Source organism: Stutzerimonas stutzeri SDM-LAC, from assembly GCF_000235745.1.
In the GTDB taxonomy this organism is placed as follows: Bacteria; Pseudomonadota; Gammaproteobacteria; order Pseudomonadales; family Pseudomonadaceae; genus Stutzerimonas; species Stutzerimonas stutzeri_H.
The window spans coordinates 19,694-36,448 of the sequence record NZ_AGSX01000008.1 but is presented as its reverse complement, the minus strand read 5'-3'; the positions used below and the strand labels follow the sequence as shown (position 1 = coordinate 36,448).

12 protein-coding genes and 2 pseudogenes are annotated in these 16,755 nt (G+C 60.2%); 6 read left to right on the top strand and 8 right to left on the bottom strand.

All coding sequences use genetic code 11. The annotated features are described in order from the left end of the window. Positions 1–624 (bottom strand): annotated as a pseudogene (locus PSTU_RS0100655) (hypothetical protein); the annotation flags it as partial. Between the two features lie 112 nt (positions 625–736). Here PSTU_RS0100655 and PSTU_RS0100650 point away from each other — a divergent pair. After that, positions 737–1,267 carry a ferritin-like domain-containing protein gene (locus tag PSTU_RS0100650; RefSeq protein ID WP_019339117.1) on the top strand — a complete coding sequence of 177 codons (531 nt, stop codon included), beginning with the start codon at positions 737–739 and terminating at the stop codon, positions 1,265–1,267. Positions 1,268–1,310: 43 nt separating this feature from the next. Here the strand turns inward: PSTU_RS0100650 and PSTU_RS0100645 are convergent, their stop codons facing one another. Then, complete coding sequence (locus PSTU_RS0100645; protein ID WP_019339116.1) at positions 1,311–1,592, bottom strand: DUF1652 domain-containing protein; 282 nt, start codon at positions 1,590–1,592, stop codon at positions 1,311–1,313. Between the two features lie 175 nt (positions 1,593–1,767). On the opposite strand from PSTU_RS0100645, the gene ligD reads away from it, so the two are divergent. Continuing rightward, positions 1,768–4,332: a DNA ligase D gene (gene ligD, locus PSTU_RS0100640; protein WP_019339115.1), complete on the top strand. Its 2,565-nt coding sequence runs from the start codon at positions 1,768–1,770 to the stop codon at positions 4,330–4,332. 199 nt (positions 4,333–4,531) lie between these two features. Next, positions 4,532–6,673 carry an FAD-dependent oxidoreductase gene (locus PSTU_RS0100635; protein WP_019339114.1) on the top strand — a complete coding sequence of 714 codons (2,142 nt, stop codon included), beginning with the start codon at positions 4,532–4,534 and terminating at the stop codon, positions 6,671–6,673. 10 nt (positions 6,674–6,683) lie between these two features. Here PSTU_RS0100635 and PSTU_RS21915 read toward each other — a convergent pair. The 5 genes and pseudogenes from PSTU_RS21915 to PSTU_RS0100610 all read right to left on the bottom strand — a co-directional run. After that, positions 6,684–6,836, bottom strand: a pseudogene (locus tag PSTU_RS21915) (serine hydrolase); the annotation flags it as partial. A gap of 239 nt (positions 6,837–7,075) precedes the next feature. Beyond that, on the bottom strand, positions 7,076–7,930 hold the full coding sequence (locus PSTU_RS0100625) for an FHA domain-containing protein (RefSeq protein ID WP_019339113.1): 855 nt from the start codon (positions 7,928–7,930) through the stop codon (positions 7,076–7,078). A 58-nt stretch (positions 7,931–7,988) separates the two neighbouring features. Further along, complete coding sequence (locus tag PSTU_RS0100620; protein ID WP_029404539.1) at positions 7,989–9,533, bottom strand: serine/threonine-protein kinase; 1,545 nt, start codon at positions 9,531–9,533, stop codon at positions 7,989–7,991. Between the two features lie 15 nt (positions 9,534–9,548). Then, entirely contained in the window at positions 9,549–10,325 is a 777-nt protein-coding gene (locus PSTU_RS0100615; RefSeq protein WP_019339111.1) for a PP2C family protein-serine/threonine phosphatase, read from the bottom strand. A gap of 222 nt (positions 10,326–10,547) precedes the next feature. Beyond that, positions 10,548–11,549 carry a LacI family DNA-binding transcriptional regulator gene (locus PSTU_RS0100610; RefSeq protein WP_019339110.1) on the bottom strand — a complete coding sequence of 334 codons (1,002 nt, stop codon included), beginning with the start codon at positions 11,547–11,549 and terminating at the stop codon, positions 10,548–10,550. 282 nt (positions 11,550–11,831) lie between these two features. On the opposite strand from PSTU_RS0100610, the gene PSTU_RS0100605 reads away from it, so the two are divergent. From PSTU_RS0100605 to PSTU_RS0100595, 3 genes are read left to right on the top strand one after another with little or no spacing between them, the layout of a single operon-like run. Continuing rightward, positions 11,832–12,992: a Gfo/Idh/MocA family protein gene (locus PSTU_RS0100605; protein WP_036992418.1), complete on the top strand. Its 1,161-nt coding sequence runs from the start codon at positions 11,832–11,834 to the stop codon at positions 12,990–12,992. A gap of 9 nt (positions 12,993–13,001) precedes the next feature. After that, complete coding sequence (locus tag PSTU_RS0100600) at positions 13,002–14,075, top strand: sugar phosphate isomerase/epimerase family protein (RefSeq protein WP_019339108.1); 1,074 nt, start codon at positions 13,002–13,004, stop codon at positions 14,073–14,075. A 40-nt stretch (positions 14,076–14,115) separates the two neighbouring features. Beyond that, positions 14,116–15,354, top strand: coding sequence for a nucleoside permease (locus PSTU_RS0100595; RefSeq protein WP_029404537.1), 1,239 nt, complete (start codon positions 14,116–14,118; stop codon positions 15,352–15,354). A gap of 170 nt (positions 15,355–15,524) precedes the next feature. On the opposite strand, the gene PSTU_RS0100590 is transcribed toward PSTU_RS0100595, so the two are convergent. Next, positions 15,525–16,715: an MFS transporter gene (locus PSTU_RS0100590; protein ID WP_019339106.1), complete on the bottom strand. Its 1,191-nt coding sequence runs from the start codon at positions 16,713–16,715 to the stop codon at positions 15,525–15,527. Positions 16,716–16,755 lie beyond the last annotated feature (40 nt).

The window sequence follows — 16,755 nt, the reverse complement described above, 5'->3', positions numbered from 1 at the left end:
TCCCGGGCGCGCCGCAAAGCCGCCCGCCAGCCCGGCAAGCCCCGCCGACGCGAGCAGGCTGGCGCCGAACTGGCGCGCACCCGGGAAGGTCATGAGCATCCCGGCTGCACCGATCAACAGGATGAAGAAGCTCAGCGTCCGCAATAGCACCCGCGACTGGGTCTGGATCTGGCGGGCTCGCAGGTTGTCGCTGACGTTGACGGGGTTTCTCAGCTGCACCGCCTGCTCCAGCCCGCGTATCAGGCGCATGGCCAGCCAGGTGAAGCAGGCGATCATAACCAGCGCGGTGAGGCGTCGGGCAAGGCTGATCAGAGCCAGTTCATCGCTGGCCGCTGCCAGCACAGCCTGCAGCCCGAACAACGGGAGCAACACACGGATCGGTTTTTCCAGCTGCTCGGAAACGGCTTTGGTGAACAGAAACCCACGGCCCAAGCGCAGCATCACGGCCGTCAGCACCCGGCTGAACACGCTGAGCAAGACCACGACGAAAGCGGCGACCAGTACCGTGCGCAATGCAGGCTCGGTGATGTAGTTCTCCCACTGGAGGAGGGGATCTAGAAATTCGATGAGGCAGCTCCGGCTAATCCATTGCAGGAGGGACTGGCGACCCTGTGCAAAGTTCATGGCAGTGCAGCCAGTCGGGTCCGTGGAACCTTGCTGGCTTGACGTCTCTCACACATAACAACAAGGCGGTAATCACGTCTTGATGGCTATCCAAACCAGTGGGAGAGAACACATGCAAAGCGCACAGACGGGAAATGATGTCCGCATCGAACGATTGATCGAATGGCTGCGCGACGCGCACGCCATGGAGGCGCAGGCCGAAACCATGCTGAACAAGCAGGCCAGCCGCATTGAACACTACCCGCAGCTGAAGGCGCGGATCGAGCAGCACATTACCGAAACGCAGAATCAGGCGAAGCTCATCGAATCCTGCTTGCACCGGTATGACAAGTCTTACTCGGGCTTCAAGGATCTGGGCGGCAAGATGATGGCGATGGGGCAGGCCATGGGCGGCATGATGGTCAATGACGAGATCGTCAAGGGTGCACAGATGGGCTACGTCTTCGAGAATCTCGAAATCGCTTCGTACGAGATCCTGATTGCCGCAGCCAAGGCGGTGGGCGACGTCGAAACCGCTGACGTCTGCACGCGCATCCTGGCTGAAGAGGTCGCGATGGCCGAGTGGATGCGCAGCCACCTGGCTGAGCTAACCCAGGCTTACCTGACGCGAGCAGCCGAACCGAATACCGAAGCAAAGCGCTGACCCGGGTGGCCGTCAGGTTGTCGGCCAAGGCGAGACCGTTTGCTTAGCCTCCGACAACCTTGGCGACGTCCGCAGCGACAGGCATGCCGCTGCGCGTCGCATAGAGTTCGAAGCGCAGCTCCTGAGCCAGCCGGACGAGATTGGCTGCATCGCGGCATTGGTAGTCGGTAATGCCGAACACGGTAAGTTCTTCGCCGTCAGCGGTGTCTTCATAGAGCCGCACGGTGAGGTGGCTGTCTTCCTGAGCGTGGCAGTCACAGCGGAACGGGTGGAGATAATCTCGAAGGATGGTTTCTATGGTGAGCAGAGGTAGACGTGTAGCCATGATCCTTCCTCCCATCAATGTCCGCATGTGGGAACTGGCACGTGCCAAGTTGGGCGCGGCCTTGGTTTTTCAACATCTACAAACGCTAGCAGGCCCTGCGGAGTTGTAAACATCGTTATGCCACCGCTTGGCAGAAGGCTCGCAGCCCGGATCACTCGATAACGGAGTCGCTGCCATGGCGCTGGATGAATACAACCGAAAGCGCGACTTCACCGCGACCCCCGAGCCCGGTGGCGGCAGCGGCACTACCAAGCGCCGCAAAGCCCATGCCCTGCAATATTGCATCCAGAAGCACGACGCGACGCGGCTACACTATGACTTCCGCCTGGAACTCGATGGGACGCTGAAAAGCTGGGCTGTTCCGAAAGGCCCGTCCCTCGATCCGAAATCCCGCCGTTTGGCCGTGCACGTGGAAGATCATCCCCTCGAATACGCGACGTTCGAGGGCAGCATCCCGAAAGGGCACTACGGCGCGGGAGATGTGATTGTCTGGGATCGCGGTGTGTGGATTCCCGAAGGGGATCCGCAAGAGGGTTATCGCAAGGGCAAACTCAAATTCAGCCTCGAAGGTGAGAAGCTGAGCGGCACCTGGAATCTGGTTCGCACGCGCATGGATGGCGGGAAAGAACAATGGTTTCTGATCAAATCCAACGATGACGCTGCCAGACCGGAGAGCGAGTACGACATCGTCGAAGCGCTGCCAGACAGTGTGCTGAGCGACCGGACGCTGATCCCCCGCAAGCGTGGTAAAGCCAAGCCCGCGGCTCCAACCAAAGCCGTCAAAACCCCTGCGCGCAGGCGCAGCCGCAAGGACGAACCGAACACGACACTGACCGGCGCCAAGCAGGCGCCGTTACCGGAAAGCTTCAAGCCGCAACTCGCGACGCTGGTCGATTCGGTCCCTGACGGTGATTGGCGTTACGAAATCAAGTTCGATGGTTACCGCATCATGGCGCGCATCGAATCGGGCAAGGTGCAGCTGTTTACGCGTAACGGTCATGACTGGACGCAGAAAATGCCGCAGCAGGCCGAAGCGCTCGCCGGGCTGGGTCTGGAATCAGCCTGGCTGGACGGCGAGGTGGTGGTGCCGGATGACGACGGCACGCCAGATTTCCAGGCCCTGCAGAACGCTTTCGAAGCGGGTCGCAGCGGCAACATCGTCTACTACCTGTTCGACATGCCGTACCTGAATGGCATGGACCTGCGCGAGGTTCCACTGGAGGAGCGCCGGGCAGCCCTGCATCAGGTATTGGATGCGGACGAAAGCGAGCTGTTGCGCTTCTCCGCCGACTTCACGGAGCAGCCGGAAAGCATGCTCGAAAGCGCCTGCCAGATGAAGCTGGAAGGCTTGATCGGTAAACGTGCAGGCAGTACCTACGTCTCCCGACGCAGCAACAGCTGGGTCAAAATCAAATGCAAGAACCGGCAGGAATTCGTCATCGTCGGCTACACCGACCCGAAGGGCGCCCGCAGTGGCTTCGGCGCGCTGCTGCTGGGGCTACACGACGATCAAGGTCAGCTGCAGTACGCCGGCAAGGTGGGGACGGGCTTCAACCAGGCCACGCTCGAAAGCCTGCACGCCAAGCTCAAGCCGCTGGAAGTCGACCAGAGCCCACTGGCAAAGCCACCGCCAGCCGCCGACGTGCGTGGTGCGCACTGGCTCAAGCCTGAGCTGATGTGCGAGGTCGCCTATGCGGAGATAACCCGCCAGGGCGTGGTGCGCCATTCGGTTTTTCATGGCCTGCGTTCGGACAAGCCGGCCAACACCATCACTCACGAACGCCCAGCGAAAGCGGCCAAGATATCCAGCCCGGCGAAGCCAAAAAAAGGCAATGCTGCTTCGAGCACGGCGGGCGGCAAGATCAAGATCTCGAACCCTGAGCGCATCATCGACAAATCAATCGGCGCCACCAAGATGGAGCTGGCCCGATTCTATGCCGACGTCGCGCCCTGGGCGTTGCCGCACCTGACACAGCGGCCGCTTGCCCTGGTCCGCGCGCCGGAAGGCATCGACGGCGAGCTGTTTTTTCAGAAGCACACTGAAAAGCTCAGCATTCCGCATATCACTCAACTGGACACCGCGCTGTTTCCCAAACACGCGGCATTGATGACCATCGACACTGCCGAAGCGCTCATCAGCGCGGCGCAGATGGGCACGATCGAATTGCACACCTGGAATGCCGTGGCGCCGGTGCTCGACCACCCAGATCGCTTCGTGCTCGATCTCGACCCGGACCCCGCGCTGCCCTGGAAGCGCATGGTCGAAGCCACTCAGCTGACTCAAACCCTGCTAGACGAGATCGGTCTGCAGTCCTATCTGAAAACCAGCGGCGGCAAGGGGCTGCACATCATGGTGCCGCTAAAACCGATACACACCTGGGCTGACGTCAAACGCTTCAGCCAGGCCATTGCGCAGTACATGGCGAGATTGATGCCGCAGCACTTTTCTGCAGTCAGCGGACCGAAGAATCGAGTCGGCCGCATCTTTATCGACTACCTGCGCAACAGTCAGGGGGCAAGCACCGTAGCGGCCTATTCGGTGCGAGCACGCGAGGGGCTGGCTGTTTCGGTGCCCATCCACCGGGATGAGCTTGCCGATCTCAAGGGCGCCAACATCTGGACCATCCGCAACCTCATTCCGCGATTGGAAGAGCAGGGCGATGACGATCCCTGGGAAGGAATCAACGAGACGGATCAGCAAATCACCGATGAGATGCGCGAGCAGCTGGGCATGAAATGACTCGCTCAAGCTGATCGTCGGCTCGCTTGGAACATCCTTGGTTCGGTCAGCTCCAACCAAAAGCCCGAACTAGAGTTTTCCTGATGATTTGCCGTTTTTCTTTCGACTGCCCGCCGAGGCCATCTGTGCCTTCGGCTTGGCTTGCGTGTCCATCTGTCATAAGCGACTGCTTGCGCGGCGCCGCGGAGTACCGGCATTCATGAAGCTCACCCGCTGGCTGATCGTGCTGTTTTTCGTGGTCGCGACAATCTGTTTTTTCTGGTTCGATCTGGAGCAATACCTGACGCTGGAAATGATCCAGGCGAAGAGCGGGGCGCTGCGCGATCAGGTCCAGGCGCATCCCTGGTGGGCCGGCTCTGTGTTCTTTGCCGCTTACGTCGCACTGACCGTCATGTCATTCCCTGGAACAGTGGTGCTGACACTGTTGGCAGGCGCCTTGTTCGGCTTGGTTGGCGGAACCTTGATGGTGTCCATTGCCAGCAATATCGGTGCGTTGATCGCGATGCTCATCAGCCGGTTTCTGCTGCGCGACTGGATTCAGAGGCGATTCGCCAAACAGATCACCAGTATCAATCGGGGGCTCGAACGGGACGGCGCCTTTTACCTTTTCTCGCTGCGGTTGATCCCGCTGGTTCCCTTCGTCTTGTTGAATCCTGCGCTCGGCCTGACGCGCGTAAGCATGTGGACGTTCTGGTGGACGACCCAGGCAGGCATGCTGCCGGGCCACGCGATCTACGTGGGCGCCGGACGCCAGCTGGCGCGTATTCGGGAAATTTCCGACATCCTCTCGCCGAGTTTGATCGGAACGCTGGCGCTGCTTGCCATATTTCCGCTGGCCGCGAACAAGCTGTTGACGCTCTACAAAGCGCGCAAGGTTTACCGCGGCTGGCAAAAGCCGAAAAGCTTTGAACACAACCTGTTGGTTATCGGTGGCGGCAGCGGTGGCCTGACGGCTGCGCGAATCGCGGCTTCGATGAAGGCCAGGGTGGCGTTGGTCGAAAGCGAGCGGCTCGGTGGCGCGGCGCTGCACAGTGGTAGCGTTCCGGCGAGGGCACTGATGCGCGCAGCCAACATGAATCACGCGCTGCGCCAGGGCGGTGCGCTGGGCATTCGCCTGCATACCGAGGTCGACTTTGCTGAGGTCATGCAGCAGGTGCGCCGTACGCTGAACGAGGCACTGGAACAGGTCACGGCTGAGTCCGGCAAGGCCAGTGGTGTCGAGCTAATCCGGGGTAGAGCTCAACTGATTTCGCCCTGGTCGGTTCAGGTAGGCGACCGCACCCTTTGCGCCCGCGCCATCGTCATCGCCACAGGCAGCCAGCCCATCATCCCGTCCATACCCGGACTTGAAAAAGTTGAGCCGCTGACCTGCGAAAACGTCTGGGATTTGCAGCAACGACCTGAGCGGCTGTTGGTGATGGGTGGCGAAGCCGATGCTTGTGAACTGGCCCAAGCGTTTCAGCGCCTCGGCTCTCGGGTAACGCTGGCCGTCGAGGGCGACATGTTGTTGGCTGACGCCGAACCAGAGGCGCGCCAGGCTGTTGCCGACGCCCTTTGTGCCGATGGGGTTCAGGTTCTGTTACAGGTTTCACCACAGCGTTTTGAAGTGGCCGGAGACGAGCGTCGCCTGGTTTTTTCGATTGATGAGCAAAACCATTCCCTGGCATTCGATCAGGTGTTGCTGGTGCTGGGGCGTCAGGCCCATCTGGATGATCTCGGGCTGGAGCAGCTGAAGCTGAACACTCGCGATGACGGCGGCCTGGAAGTGGACGAGTATCTTGCCACGCGCTATCCGAACATCTACGCCGTGGGTGCGGTGACAGGTCCGGACAGCTCTTTTCAAAGCGCTAGACACCATGCGTGGTACGCCGCCGCCAATGGTCTTTTTTCCGGGTTCCGCCGCTTCATGGTCAGTGATCGAGTGGTCCCGCGTGTGGCCTTTACCTCACCCGAGATTGCCAGCGTGGGCCTGACCGAAGCCCAGGCAAAGTTGGCTGAAGTGGAATACGAGGTGACCATGCTCGATCTGGATTCGCTTGAGGCGGCACAGATGAGCGCTGGTAACAGTGGCTTTCTCAAGGTGCTCACCGAGCGCGGACGCGACCGCATCATTGGTGTCACGCTTGTCGGGGATGGCGCGAGTGAAACGCTCGCGGTGTTCGTGTTGGCGATGAAGCACAAACTCGGCCTGAACAAACTGCGCCGTACCGTACACATCAATCCGACCTTGGCCGAGACCAGCCTCGCTGTTGCCGAGGCTTGGCGCCGTGCCCATACCGCCAAACGTCCGCAGACCTGGGCGGCCAGGCTTCATCGCTGGCGGCTCGGTGGGCAGTCTTAGGCCGCCAGGGTCAGTCCAGTTGTTGCAGGATCTGGTACGCGAACTTCACCCGTTCTTCGTTCGGGTTGTACCGGTTGGCCAGAATGACGATGCCGATCTGCTTCGCCGGGACGAAAGCCACATACGCGCCGAAGCCATTGGTTGAGCCGGTCTTGTTGATCCAGACAACTGCTGCGGTGCCTGGGGCGAAGCTGCTTTCGCAGAGGCCTCGACAGTCTTGTCTATATTCTCGATGCCGCCGCCAGCTACGACATCGCAGCTGAGCGTCGCCAGCAGTGCGGCGGCGACAAGTCGAGTTTGAAGCTTCGCAGTTGAATGCATCGCGGCGCTTCAATCATCGCAAGCGTGGAACCTAGCATCTGCGCCGTGCGCCCTGAAACCCCGGTTATCTATCGTCAGTCGTTACAACATCCGTTGCGCGGCGAGTCCGGCGCCGACCGCCAATGCAAGTGCTCCGATCAGTAAACCAAGTCGCCAACGCGAAACGGAATGTTCGGCTGGCGCTTCGGTTGGTGCCGCCGCTGCAGCCGTGCGAAGCGGGTTCGGTGTAGCAGGGCGGGAGCGGGCAGGCTTCGCTTCAGGAACCACAGGGGTAGGCAGGTCGGCGGCGCGAATGAAGACGGTGGCATCTTCGTCGGCGACCTCCGGAGCGCTGACCTTCGGGCCAATGACCAGCAAGGTCGTGCTTCCCAGCTGGACCTGATCGCCAGGCTGCAACACAGCAGTGGTGACCTTCTCGCGATTGACCAGCAAGCCATTGGCCGAGGCCAGATCCTTGACTTCGAGTACGTTGCCCTTGAGGTAGAACTCGGCGTGCCGGCGGGACAGCTCAGCGTCACTGAAGCAGAGCTCGCACTTCACTGACCGGCCGAAGGTCATCGAGCCGGTGACGTGATATTTGTGCCCCTGGTTTTCGCCTTTTACGACCTGCAGCAACCAGCGTGGCGCTGTCGCTACCTTGGCGCCGACCTTGGCCGGATCGACGATTTCCAGCTCCAGCCTGCCAAGGCGAACACGGTCTCCGGAGCGAACCTGATAGCGCTCACCAATCTTCTCTTCGTTGACGAAAGTGCCGCCCGGGGCACCGAGGTCCGTCAGGTAATAGAAACGATTGTCGTGACGCAACTCAGCGTGAAAGGGTGCAACCCCGACGTCGTTTAATACCAGATCATTGCTGCCGTCCGAGCCAAGCGTGAATGTCTCATCGGCAAGCCAGACAGGACTCTGGCGGTTGTCAACGAAGTGGATCCTGAGCATGTATGCAATACCTTGAGCGGAATGGAGTTGGCTCGATCCGTACCGGCGAGCGATCCAATCAGTTGAAAATCCGGTTCCAGAGTCGCTTTACCGGGTTCGCGGGTGCCTGGGCCGGCGCGGCGGTACTGGAAGTGGTTCGGGGTGTGCCAGCCGTCGTACGTTTCGCAACACGGGGGGCACGTGCCTTGGCGACTCGCTGCAAATGCCCGTCGCGCAAGGCAACAAGGGTCGCCTGCTCGGGCGTCGCCTCGAGGCCTTGATGGATGTATTCGAGCGCCATTGCATATTCGCGCCGGCCATACGCCGTTTCGGCGAGTGCTGCATAGCGCTGGCTTACGCGCTCAAGCCCGGAACGAGCCGCTTCATTCCCCGGTAGCCATCCAAGCACCTGACGAAAATAGTGCACCGCACTGTCGTCGGCTGGCTCGAGTAGCTGATCGTCCGCCAAACGCTGCTCGGCAATTACCAGGGCTTCGGCGATGCGGGCGTTGAGTACGCGCTTGAGTCCGTCGAGCGCCTTCGGGTTGTTCGCATCCAGGCGCAATGCGCGACGGTAGTAGTAATCGGCATTGTCCAGCGCTGGCGTAACCAGCTGCCCATTGGCCAGGCGTATTTCAGCACGTGTAAGAAAGTCATTGATGCGGCTGTATTGGAACCACTGATAGCCACCAAAGCCCAGTGCAACTGTCGCCAGCATTACCGCACCTAGTGCGCCCCAACGTTTCAGCCCACGACGGCGAGTCCGTCGTCTCGGTTGTTGAGCAATGACGACAGCCGGCGCGATGCGCGTCTGATCCATGTCCGGCTCGGTGAGCGTGTCGATAGCTTCCAGCAGTTCGCGGCAACTGCCGAACCGTGCGCTCGGTTGCTTGGCCAGCATGCGATCAAGGAGCATCTGATAGGACGCTAGCGCCGGCGGTAGCTGCGGCGCTGGCATCTGTACGTGGTTGAGCACGGTCTGGGGGTAGCTGCTCGCGCGGAACGGGTTGGTACCAGTCAGCATCTCGGCAAGAATCACACCGAGGCTATAGATGTCGCTCCGCGCATCCAGTGTCTGGCATTGAGCCTGCTCCGGACTGCTGTACGCGGGGCTGCCGACGGCGATACCAAAGTGGGTGAGTTCGTTATCCAGCTCTACCGCTTTTGCCACGCCGAAATCAGTGAGCACGACGCTCCCATCGTCCCGAAACAGTATGTTCGCGGGTTTGACGTCTCGATGAACCAGGCCTCCGTCATGGACGACTGCCAGCCCTCCAGCCAATTGCCTAACGATATCCAGCGCACGCGAAGGGGAGAAAACAAGGCCGCGATGCTGAGCCAGGTCGCCGCCACCAATGTATTCCATGGCCAGGTAGTGGCGACCATCGGCGACCTGGCCAATGTCGTAGATCGTGATGATTGCTGGGTGGCGGAGTGAGGCGACGATGTGGCCTTCCTGAATGAAGCGTTCGGTGAAGGCTGCGTCCTCGGTCCGTAACAGCACCTTGACCGCTACCTCACGGTCCAGCGATAGCTGCGTAGCCAGATAGACCTCTGCCATTCCGCCTTTTCCGAGTCGCTTGTGCAGGCGATAACCGGGAACCTCTAGCATCCGTTGCGTCATGGAACGTGGGCCTACTTATGACTTCAGAGGGTTTAGCAGCATATTGATGAGCCGCCGCGTGCGGGACTCGGTCGGGGGAATAGCCGCAGTTCGGCCGACCACGATGCAGGAGATATTGTCGCGCCCACCGTGGCTGTTCGCCTGCTCGATCAGATACTCAACGAGATTTTCGAGCGTATCGGCGAAGGTGCAACCGGCGTGGATCTGGGCGTCAGTCAGCTCGCTGGTAAGCCCATCGCTGCAGAGCAGAAGCAATTCATCCCCGCCCAGTCTTCCCGTGCAGGTGCCGATTTCGAGCGGTTCTTCGCGCCCGAGGCAACGCATGATGATGTTGCGCCAGGCATGCTCTCGAGCGTCGGATGGCTGCAGCTCGCCAGCATCTATCATCATCTGCACCCAGCTATGGTCACGGCTGAGCTGTACGATGCCGTTGGCGGTAACGAGATAGGCGCGACTGTCACCCACCCAGGCAAGTTTGAAATCGACCCCATCGAACTGGGCAGCAACGAGGGTCGTGCCCATACCATCATCGATGGCCGCCTCGAGCACGGCTTGATTTGCCAGATGAACAGCGGCGTCAAGCGATTCGCCATCCTCTATCGCTTGCTCCAGGGCTGCGAGAGCCAGTGTGCTTGCAACTTCGCCACATTCATGGCCGCCCATGCCGTCAGCGATGGCCCAGAGCCCCAGCGTTGGCGAGCAGAGCAGAGCGTCTTCGTTGTGGTCACGTGTTCGCCCGGGGGAGGTGAGCCCGGCGTAATCCAGCAGGGAGCCAGAGAGAGTAGGTTGCATGCGAGGGCCAGTTCCTTGTTCCTGCGGCACGACAGCGAGCGAACATGATGCGTGGGGCTTGTGCGACTGTCATCGATTGGCAGGCGAGCAAACGTAAAACTGTTAACTCGTTGGCGTCCTGGCCCGACCAGAAAGATGCTGTCGTTGATCTCAATCTGATCGATCGGATTCGTTTCGCTATGCGAAGCCCGCCTCTTAGGGGCGCGGCTTTTTCAGCCAACCTCAGCGTGGCGCTACCGATGTGCTACCCCGGACGATCAGGTTATACGGAAGAATCATATGCGGTGTATCGAGCGGGCGATGCTCGAACTGGGCGACCAGCATCTCCACGGCGTGCCGCCCAAACGCTTCGGCGGGTTGCGCGATAGTGGTCAGCGGCGGGTTGCAGAACGCCGCGAACGGAATATCGTCGAAGCCTGCGACCGAAATGTCCTGTGGCACGCGCAAACCGGCCTGATGGATTCTTTGGATGGCACCGATCGCCATCTCGTCGTTTTCACAAAAGATTGCAGTTGGGCGGACTGGGCTATCAAGCAGCTGCCCGGCTGCGTCGAAGCCCGCCTGCAGGGTGAAATTACCGCGACAAAGCAGCGCTGGGTCTGGCGCGATGCCAGCAGCGTTAAGCGCGTCCTCGTAACCAGCAATACGCTCTCGGGTCAACGGGCTGCCTTGTGGTCCCTTGATCAGCCCTATGCGGCGGTGGCCTAGTGCAAGCAGGTGCTCGGTCATCGTTCGTGCGGCGGCGCGATTGTCCAGGCGAACGGTTGGGCAGGGTGGTGCGTCGAGCACCTCACAGGCGTTGACCATCGGTGGGGTATCGCCATGCAAACAATCCGTGGAGAACGGGTTGAACGCGCGCAGCTGGATGACCCCATCAGCCTGATGGGCGTGAACCAATTCGGCATAGGTCCTCTCAACCACGTCACGGCCCAGGGTGTTGCAAAGCAGAACGCGGTAATCGAAGGCTTGCGCCGCTTCCTGGATGCCGCTGATGACGCGGGCAAAGAACACGTTGGCAATAACGGGGACCAACACCACCAGGTTTCGCGTCTTGCGTGAGCGAAATTGAACGGCCATGAGGTTGGGGCGGTAACCCGCCTGCTCGACCGCTGCGTGTACCCGCTCTCGCGTCAGCGGCGAAACCCGTTCCGGCGACTTCAATGTGCGCGATACGGTCGCGACGGAGACACCCGCTAATTCAGCCACCTTGCGAATGTTCGGCATATCACCTCTCAAGTTAGGCATTGGCGGTTAACGACCGCGCAGCAGGCGCTAGCGTAACGCAGCAACCCAGCCATGGTCAGCGGCAATCCCAGGCATAACTTGGGAAGCCCTCGACTAATCCAGTGTTGCCAAAGGGCAGATATGGGCAGTCCCGATGGCAATTAACCCAGCAGATTAGAAGCACAACTCTTCGACTTGACAGGTTGATCTTTGCTGCTAGTTTCACTAGCAATGTAACCGGTTACATTACTCTCGGATAATAAATAACGAATGGGGACGGGTATGGCATCAGCCGACAAATTGAGGGTCCGGGTTGGGATGGTAGGCGGCGGAGAGGGCGCTTTTATCGGTCAGGTGCACCGGCAGGCCATGCGCTTGGACGGCCACATGGAGCTGGTTTGTGGCGCCTTCAGCCGCGACCCCGAAAACAACAGACGAACCGGAGCTGCGCTGCATCTCGACCCCGCGCGTTGTTACGACTCATGGGAGGCACTACTGGCTGGCGAGCAGATATGCCCCGAAAGGAACCGCATGGAGGCGCTAGCCATCGTGACGCCCAATCATCTGCATGCGCCGATTGCGGAAGCTGCGTTAAAGGCGGGCTTTCATGTGTTCTGTGAAAAGCCTGCAGCGCTATCGCTGAACGAGGTGCAACGCCTCGCTCAAACCCTATTCGAAGGCGATCGGCTGTTTGGACTGGCACATACCTATCTCGGCTATCCGATGGTCTGGCAGGCACGGCACATGGTTCAGACCGGCAAGCTCGGTCGCGTACGCAAGATTTTCGTCGAGTACCCCCAGGGATGGCTGAGCGATGACCAGGCCGGGCAGGGCAATAAGCAGGCGGGATGGCGTGGTGCGCCGGAGCAGGCTGGGCCGAGCGGATGCTTCGGCGATATTGGTGTACATGCCTTCAATCTTGCCGAGTTCGTTAGCGGGCAGCGGATCGAGCGGCTGTGCGCCGATCTGGGCATCCATGTCGACGGACGTCAGCTTGATGACGACGGTGCCGTGCTATTCCACACCGGGGACGGTGCGAGCGGAGTGCTAATGGCAAGCCAGGTTTGTGCGGGCGAGGAAAACGCCTTGAGGCTACGCCTGTACGGCGAACTCGGAGGACTGGAATGGCGCCAGGAAGAGCCAAACAGCCTGCGTTACCGCCCGTTGGGTTCAGCGCAGCAGGTGTTTCGCGCTGGTATCGACCAGCCTTGGCTGTGCAAAGACGCTCTACGACGGCTGCGCCTGCCCGCCGGACATCCTGAGGGCTATCTCGAAGCCATGGCCAATCTCTACAGCGACTTCGCCGCCGGCGTCCGCTCCGGCGTTGCACCGGATCTGCCCGGTATCGAGGCAGGCCTGCGAGGCATGGCCTTTATCGAAACAGTACTGGCAAGCCATCGCAGCGAAAGCAAGTGGACGCCACTTGTGGCCACCCAACGGTAGGGATCGAATATGGAAGACCTCAAGACGCGCAAGGGCATCCGTGGCCCGGCAATTTTCCTGGCGCAATTCGTCGGCCCGGAGGCGCCATTCGACACGCTTCCGAATCTGGTGCGTTGGGCTGCCTCGCTCGGTTATTGCGGGGTGCAGCTGCCGACGCTCGGCACGCAGTGTCTGGATCTAAGGCGGGCTGCCGAAAGCCAGACCTACTGCGACGAATTCAAGGGAACCTGTGAAGAGCACGGAATCGCGATCAGCGAGCTATCGACCCATCTGCAGGGCCAGCTTGTCGCAGTGCATCCGGCGTTTGATGGTCTGTTCGATGATTTCGCGCCCGTCGAGCTACGCGGCAAACCGCAAGCGCGCACCGACTGGGCTGTCGACCAGCTGCATCTCGCAGCGAAGGCCAGCCAGCGCCTCGGCCTTACGGCTCACGCGACGTTTTCCGGCGCGCTTCTGTGGCCGTATTTCTACCCTTGGCCGCAGCGGCCAGCGGGGCTCGTCGATGAAGGTTTCAAAGAGCTGGCGAGGCGCTGGCAACCCATCTTGAATGCCTTCGACGAAGCCGGAGTGGACCTGTGCTTCGAGATTCACCCGGGCGAGGATCTGCACGATGGCGCCTCGTTCGAACGCTTTCTCGATGCGGTCGATCAGCATCCACGCGCAAAGATTCTCTACGACCCGAGCCATCTGCTGCTCCAGCAGATGGACTACATCGGCTTTATCGACCGCTATCACGAGCGCATCGGCATGTTTCACGTCAAGGACGCGGAGTATCACCCGGACAGTCGCGCGGGTGTGTACGGCGGCTATCAGAGCTGGGTCGAACGCCCTGGCCGGTTTCGCTCGCTGGGTGACGGCCAGGTCGATTTCAAACGGATATTCAGCAAGTTGACGCAGTACGGCTACTACGGCTGGGCGGTACTCGAGTGGGAGTGCTGCCTCAAGGACGCGGGGCAGGGGGCTGAGGAGGGTGCCTGCTTTATTCGCCAGCATCTGATCAACCGCGCTACACGAGCATTTGACGATTTCGCCGGTACCGCAAGCAGCAGTTCGAGAAACCGCCGGCTGCTGGGCCTCCAGTAAGGATTACCTACCAAACGTGCACGAGAACAAGGACAAGACCATGAGCACACTCAATGTACGGCTGAGTCTGATGATGTTTCTGCAGTTTTTCATATGGGGCGGATGGTTCGTCACGCTTGGCACCTTTCTGGCAAACGACCTGGGCGCCAGTGGTGGCCAGATCGGCATAGCATTCTCAACCCAGTCCTGGGGCGCCATCCTGGCACCGTTCGTGATTGGCTTGATCGCGGACCGTTATTTCAACGCTGAACGTTTGCTGGCGATCCTCCATCTGGTCGGTGCCGTCCTGCTGTTTCAGCTTTATCGCGCCGACAATTTCGCAACCTTCTACCCCTATGTACTGAGCTACATGATTGCCTACATGCCAACACTGGCGCTGGTAAATGCGGTGGCTTTTCGGCAGATGCGCGACCCGGCACTGGAGTTCTCCAAGATCCGCGTCTGGGGCACGGTGGGTTGGATCATTGCGGGGTTGGTCATCAGTTTCCTGTTCGGCTGGGACTCGCAACAAGCCATAGCCAACGGTGCGCTACGCAATACTTTCCTTATGTGCGCCATCGCCTCCGCGATGCTTGGGCTGTATAGCTTCAGCCTGCCTGGCACGCCACCCCTGGCGCGACGGGAGCGGGGAGGTCTCAAGGAAATATTCGGCCTGGACGCACTCAGGCTGCTAAAAGACCGCAGCTTTGCAATCTTCTTTCTGGCCTCGGTGTTGATCTGCATTCCGTTGGCGTTCTATTACCAGAACGCGAATCCGTTCCTTGCTGAGATAGGCGTCGACAATCCGACCGGCAAAATGACCTTGGGACAGATATCCGAAGTGCTGTTCATGTTGCTGTTGCCGTTGTTTATCCAGCGCTTCGGGATTAAGAAAACACTGCTGCTGGGCATGCTGGCATGGTCGCTGCGCTACGCCTTGTTCGCATACGGGAACAACGGAGACCTGATGTTCATGCTGATCACCGGCATTGCGCTACACGGGATCTGCTACGACTTTTTCTTCGTGTCCGGTCAGATCTACACCGATGCCAAGGCCGGCGAAACGTTCAAGGGCTCAGCGCAAGGGCTTATAACCTTGGCGACATATGGCGTGGGCATGCTTATCGGTTTCTGGGTAGCTGGCAAAGTTACCGATCACTTCGCCACGGTGGATACGCATGACTGGCAAAGCATCTGGTTATTCCCAGCCGTGTTTGCGCTAGGCGTTTTGCTGACGTTTTTGTTTGCTTTCAGGGATCACCGGCCCGTAAAGCTGCCAGCAGCTGCAAAACCAGCTTGAGCTCAAGCTCGGTTGGATCACAAACGGCGTCCGTCCGTTATTAGCTACTGGTGGGCAACCGCACCTTTCGGTCGTTGAGCGAAGAGCGGTTTGTATTGCGACGTTGAGGACCGGTGCGTTGGCCTCTTTACGCTGTTGTGGGCGCGGGGCACGGTAGCGCGAGCCTGACGCTAACAGTCGACGGCCAATGGTTGCGCGGCCGGCTTGTACAGGTACCGCAACCAAAGCAGGCTGCATATCGCCAGCACCACCGGCGCTAGAATCATGCCGCACACCAGCGTCCAGCCGAAGCTGTCAAGCAGGGCGCCTGAGGCGAACGAGCCGATAACCATTGAGCCAAACACGACGAAGTCGTTCACCGACTGCACCCGCGGGCCTTGTTCAGGGTTATGACAGGTGAGCACCATTGCGGAGGCGCCGAGAAAGCTCAGGTTCCAGCCGGCGCCGAGCAGTACCAGCGCAATCCAGAAATGCGACACGCTCATGCCCAGCATCCCCACAATCGCGGCCGCTGCAATCATCACCAAGCCGATGGTGATCACGCGACTGGTACCGAAACGGGTGATCAGCCGACCGGTGAAAAAGCTCGGCAGGTACATCGCCACCACGTGCATCTCGATACCGTAGTTCGAATGCGTCCTGGAATGCCCGTGCAGCTCCATTGCCAGGGGCGCCGACGTCATCATGAAATTCATCATCATGTAGCTGACCACGCCGCAGATCATCGCTACGATGAAGGTGGGCTGTAGCAAAGCCGAGCGGATGGGTACTGCCTTGGCGCCGGGTTTCCGGGCTGGTTTCGGGATGCGCATGCCTGCCAGCACGACGGCCGCCAGTACCGCAGTGGCGGCAGCGGCGACATAGGTCATCGAATAGGCATACGGCGGCCAGGCATCCATGGTCGCGTTCACCAGTTGCGGGCCGAGCACGCCGGCGATGACGCCGCCCAACAGAACGGCTGACAGCGCCCTGGGCTTATCTTCCGCCCTGACACACTCGGCCGCGGCGAAGCGGAAAGTCAGCACCACCGCGGCGTAGGCGCCGCCAAACAGCATGGCCACGCAAAACAGCGGGAACGACTGCATCACCAGCGCCAACGCGGCCAGCAAGCCCATGACGACACCGGATGCGTTGCCCGCCAGAAACGCCGCGCGGCGGCCATAGCGATGGGTGAGGGCGCCGACTGGTAATGTCGAAAGCGCCATGCCAACAACAAATACGGAGATCGGCAGGGTCGCCAGCGAAGGATTCGGGGCGAGGTGGTGCCCAATGATGGCGCCGGTCGCATACACGACTGTCGAATTGGCGCCGGACAGTGCTTGGGCGGTCGAGAGACGTGCGACCTGGGCGTTTACTGGCATCTGGTTACGGCTCCTGTTCGAATGTCGAGACTGCTTCCAT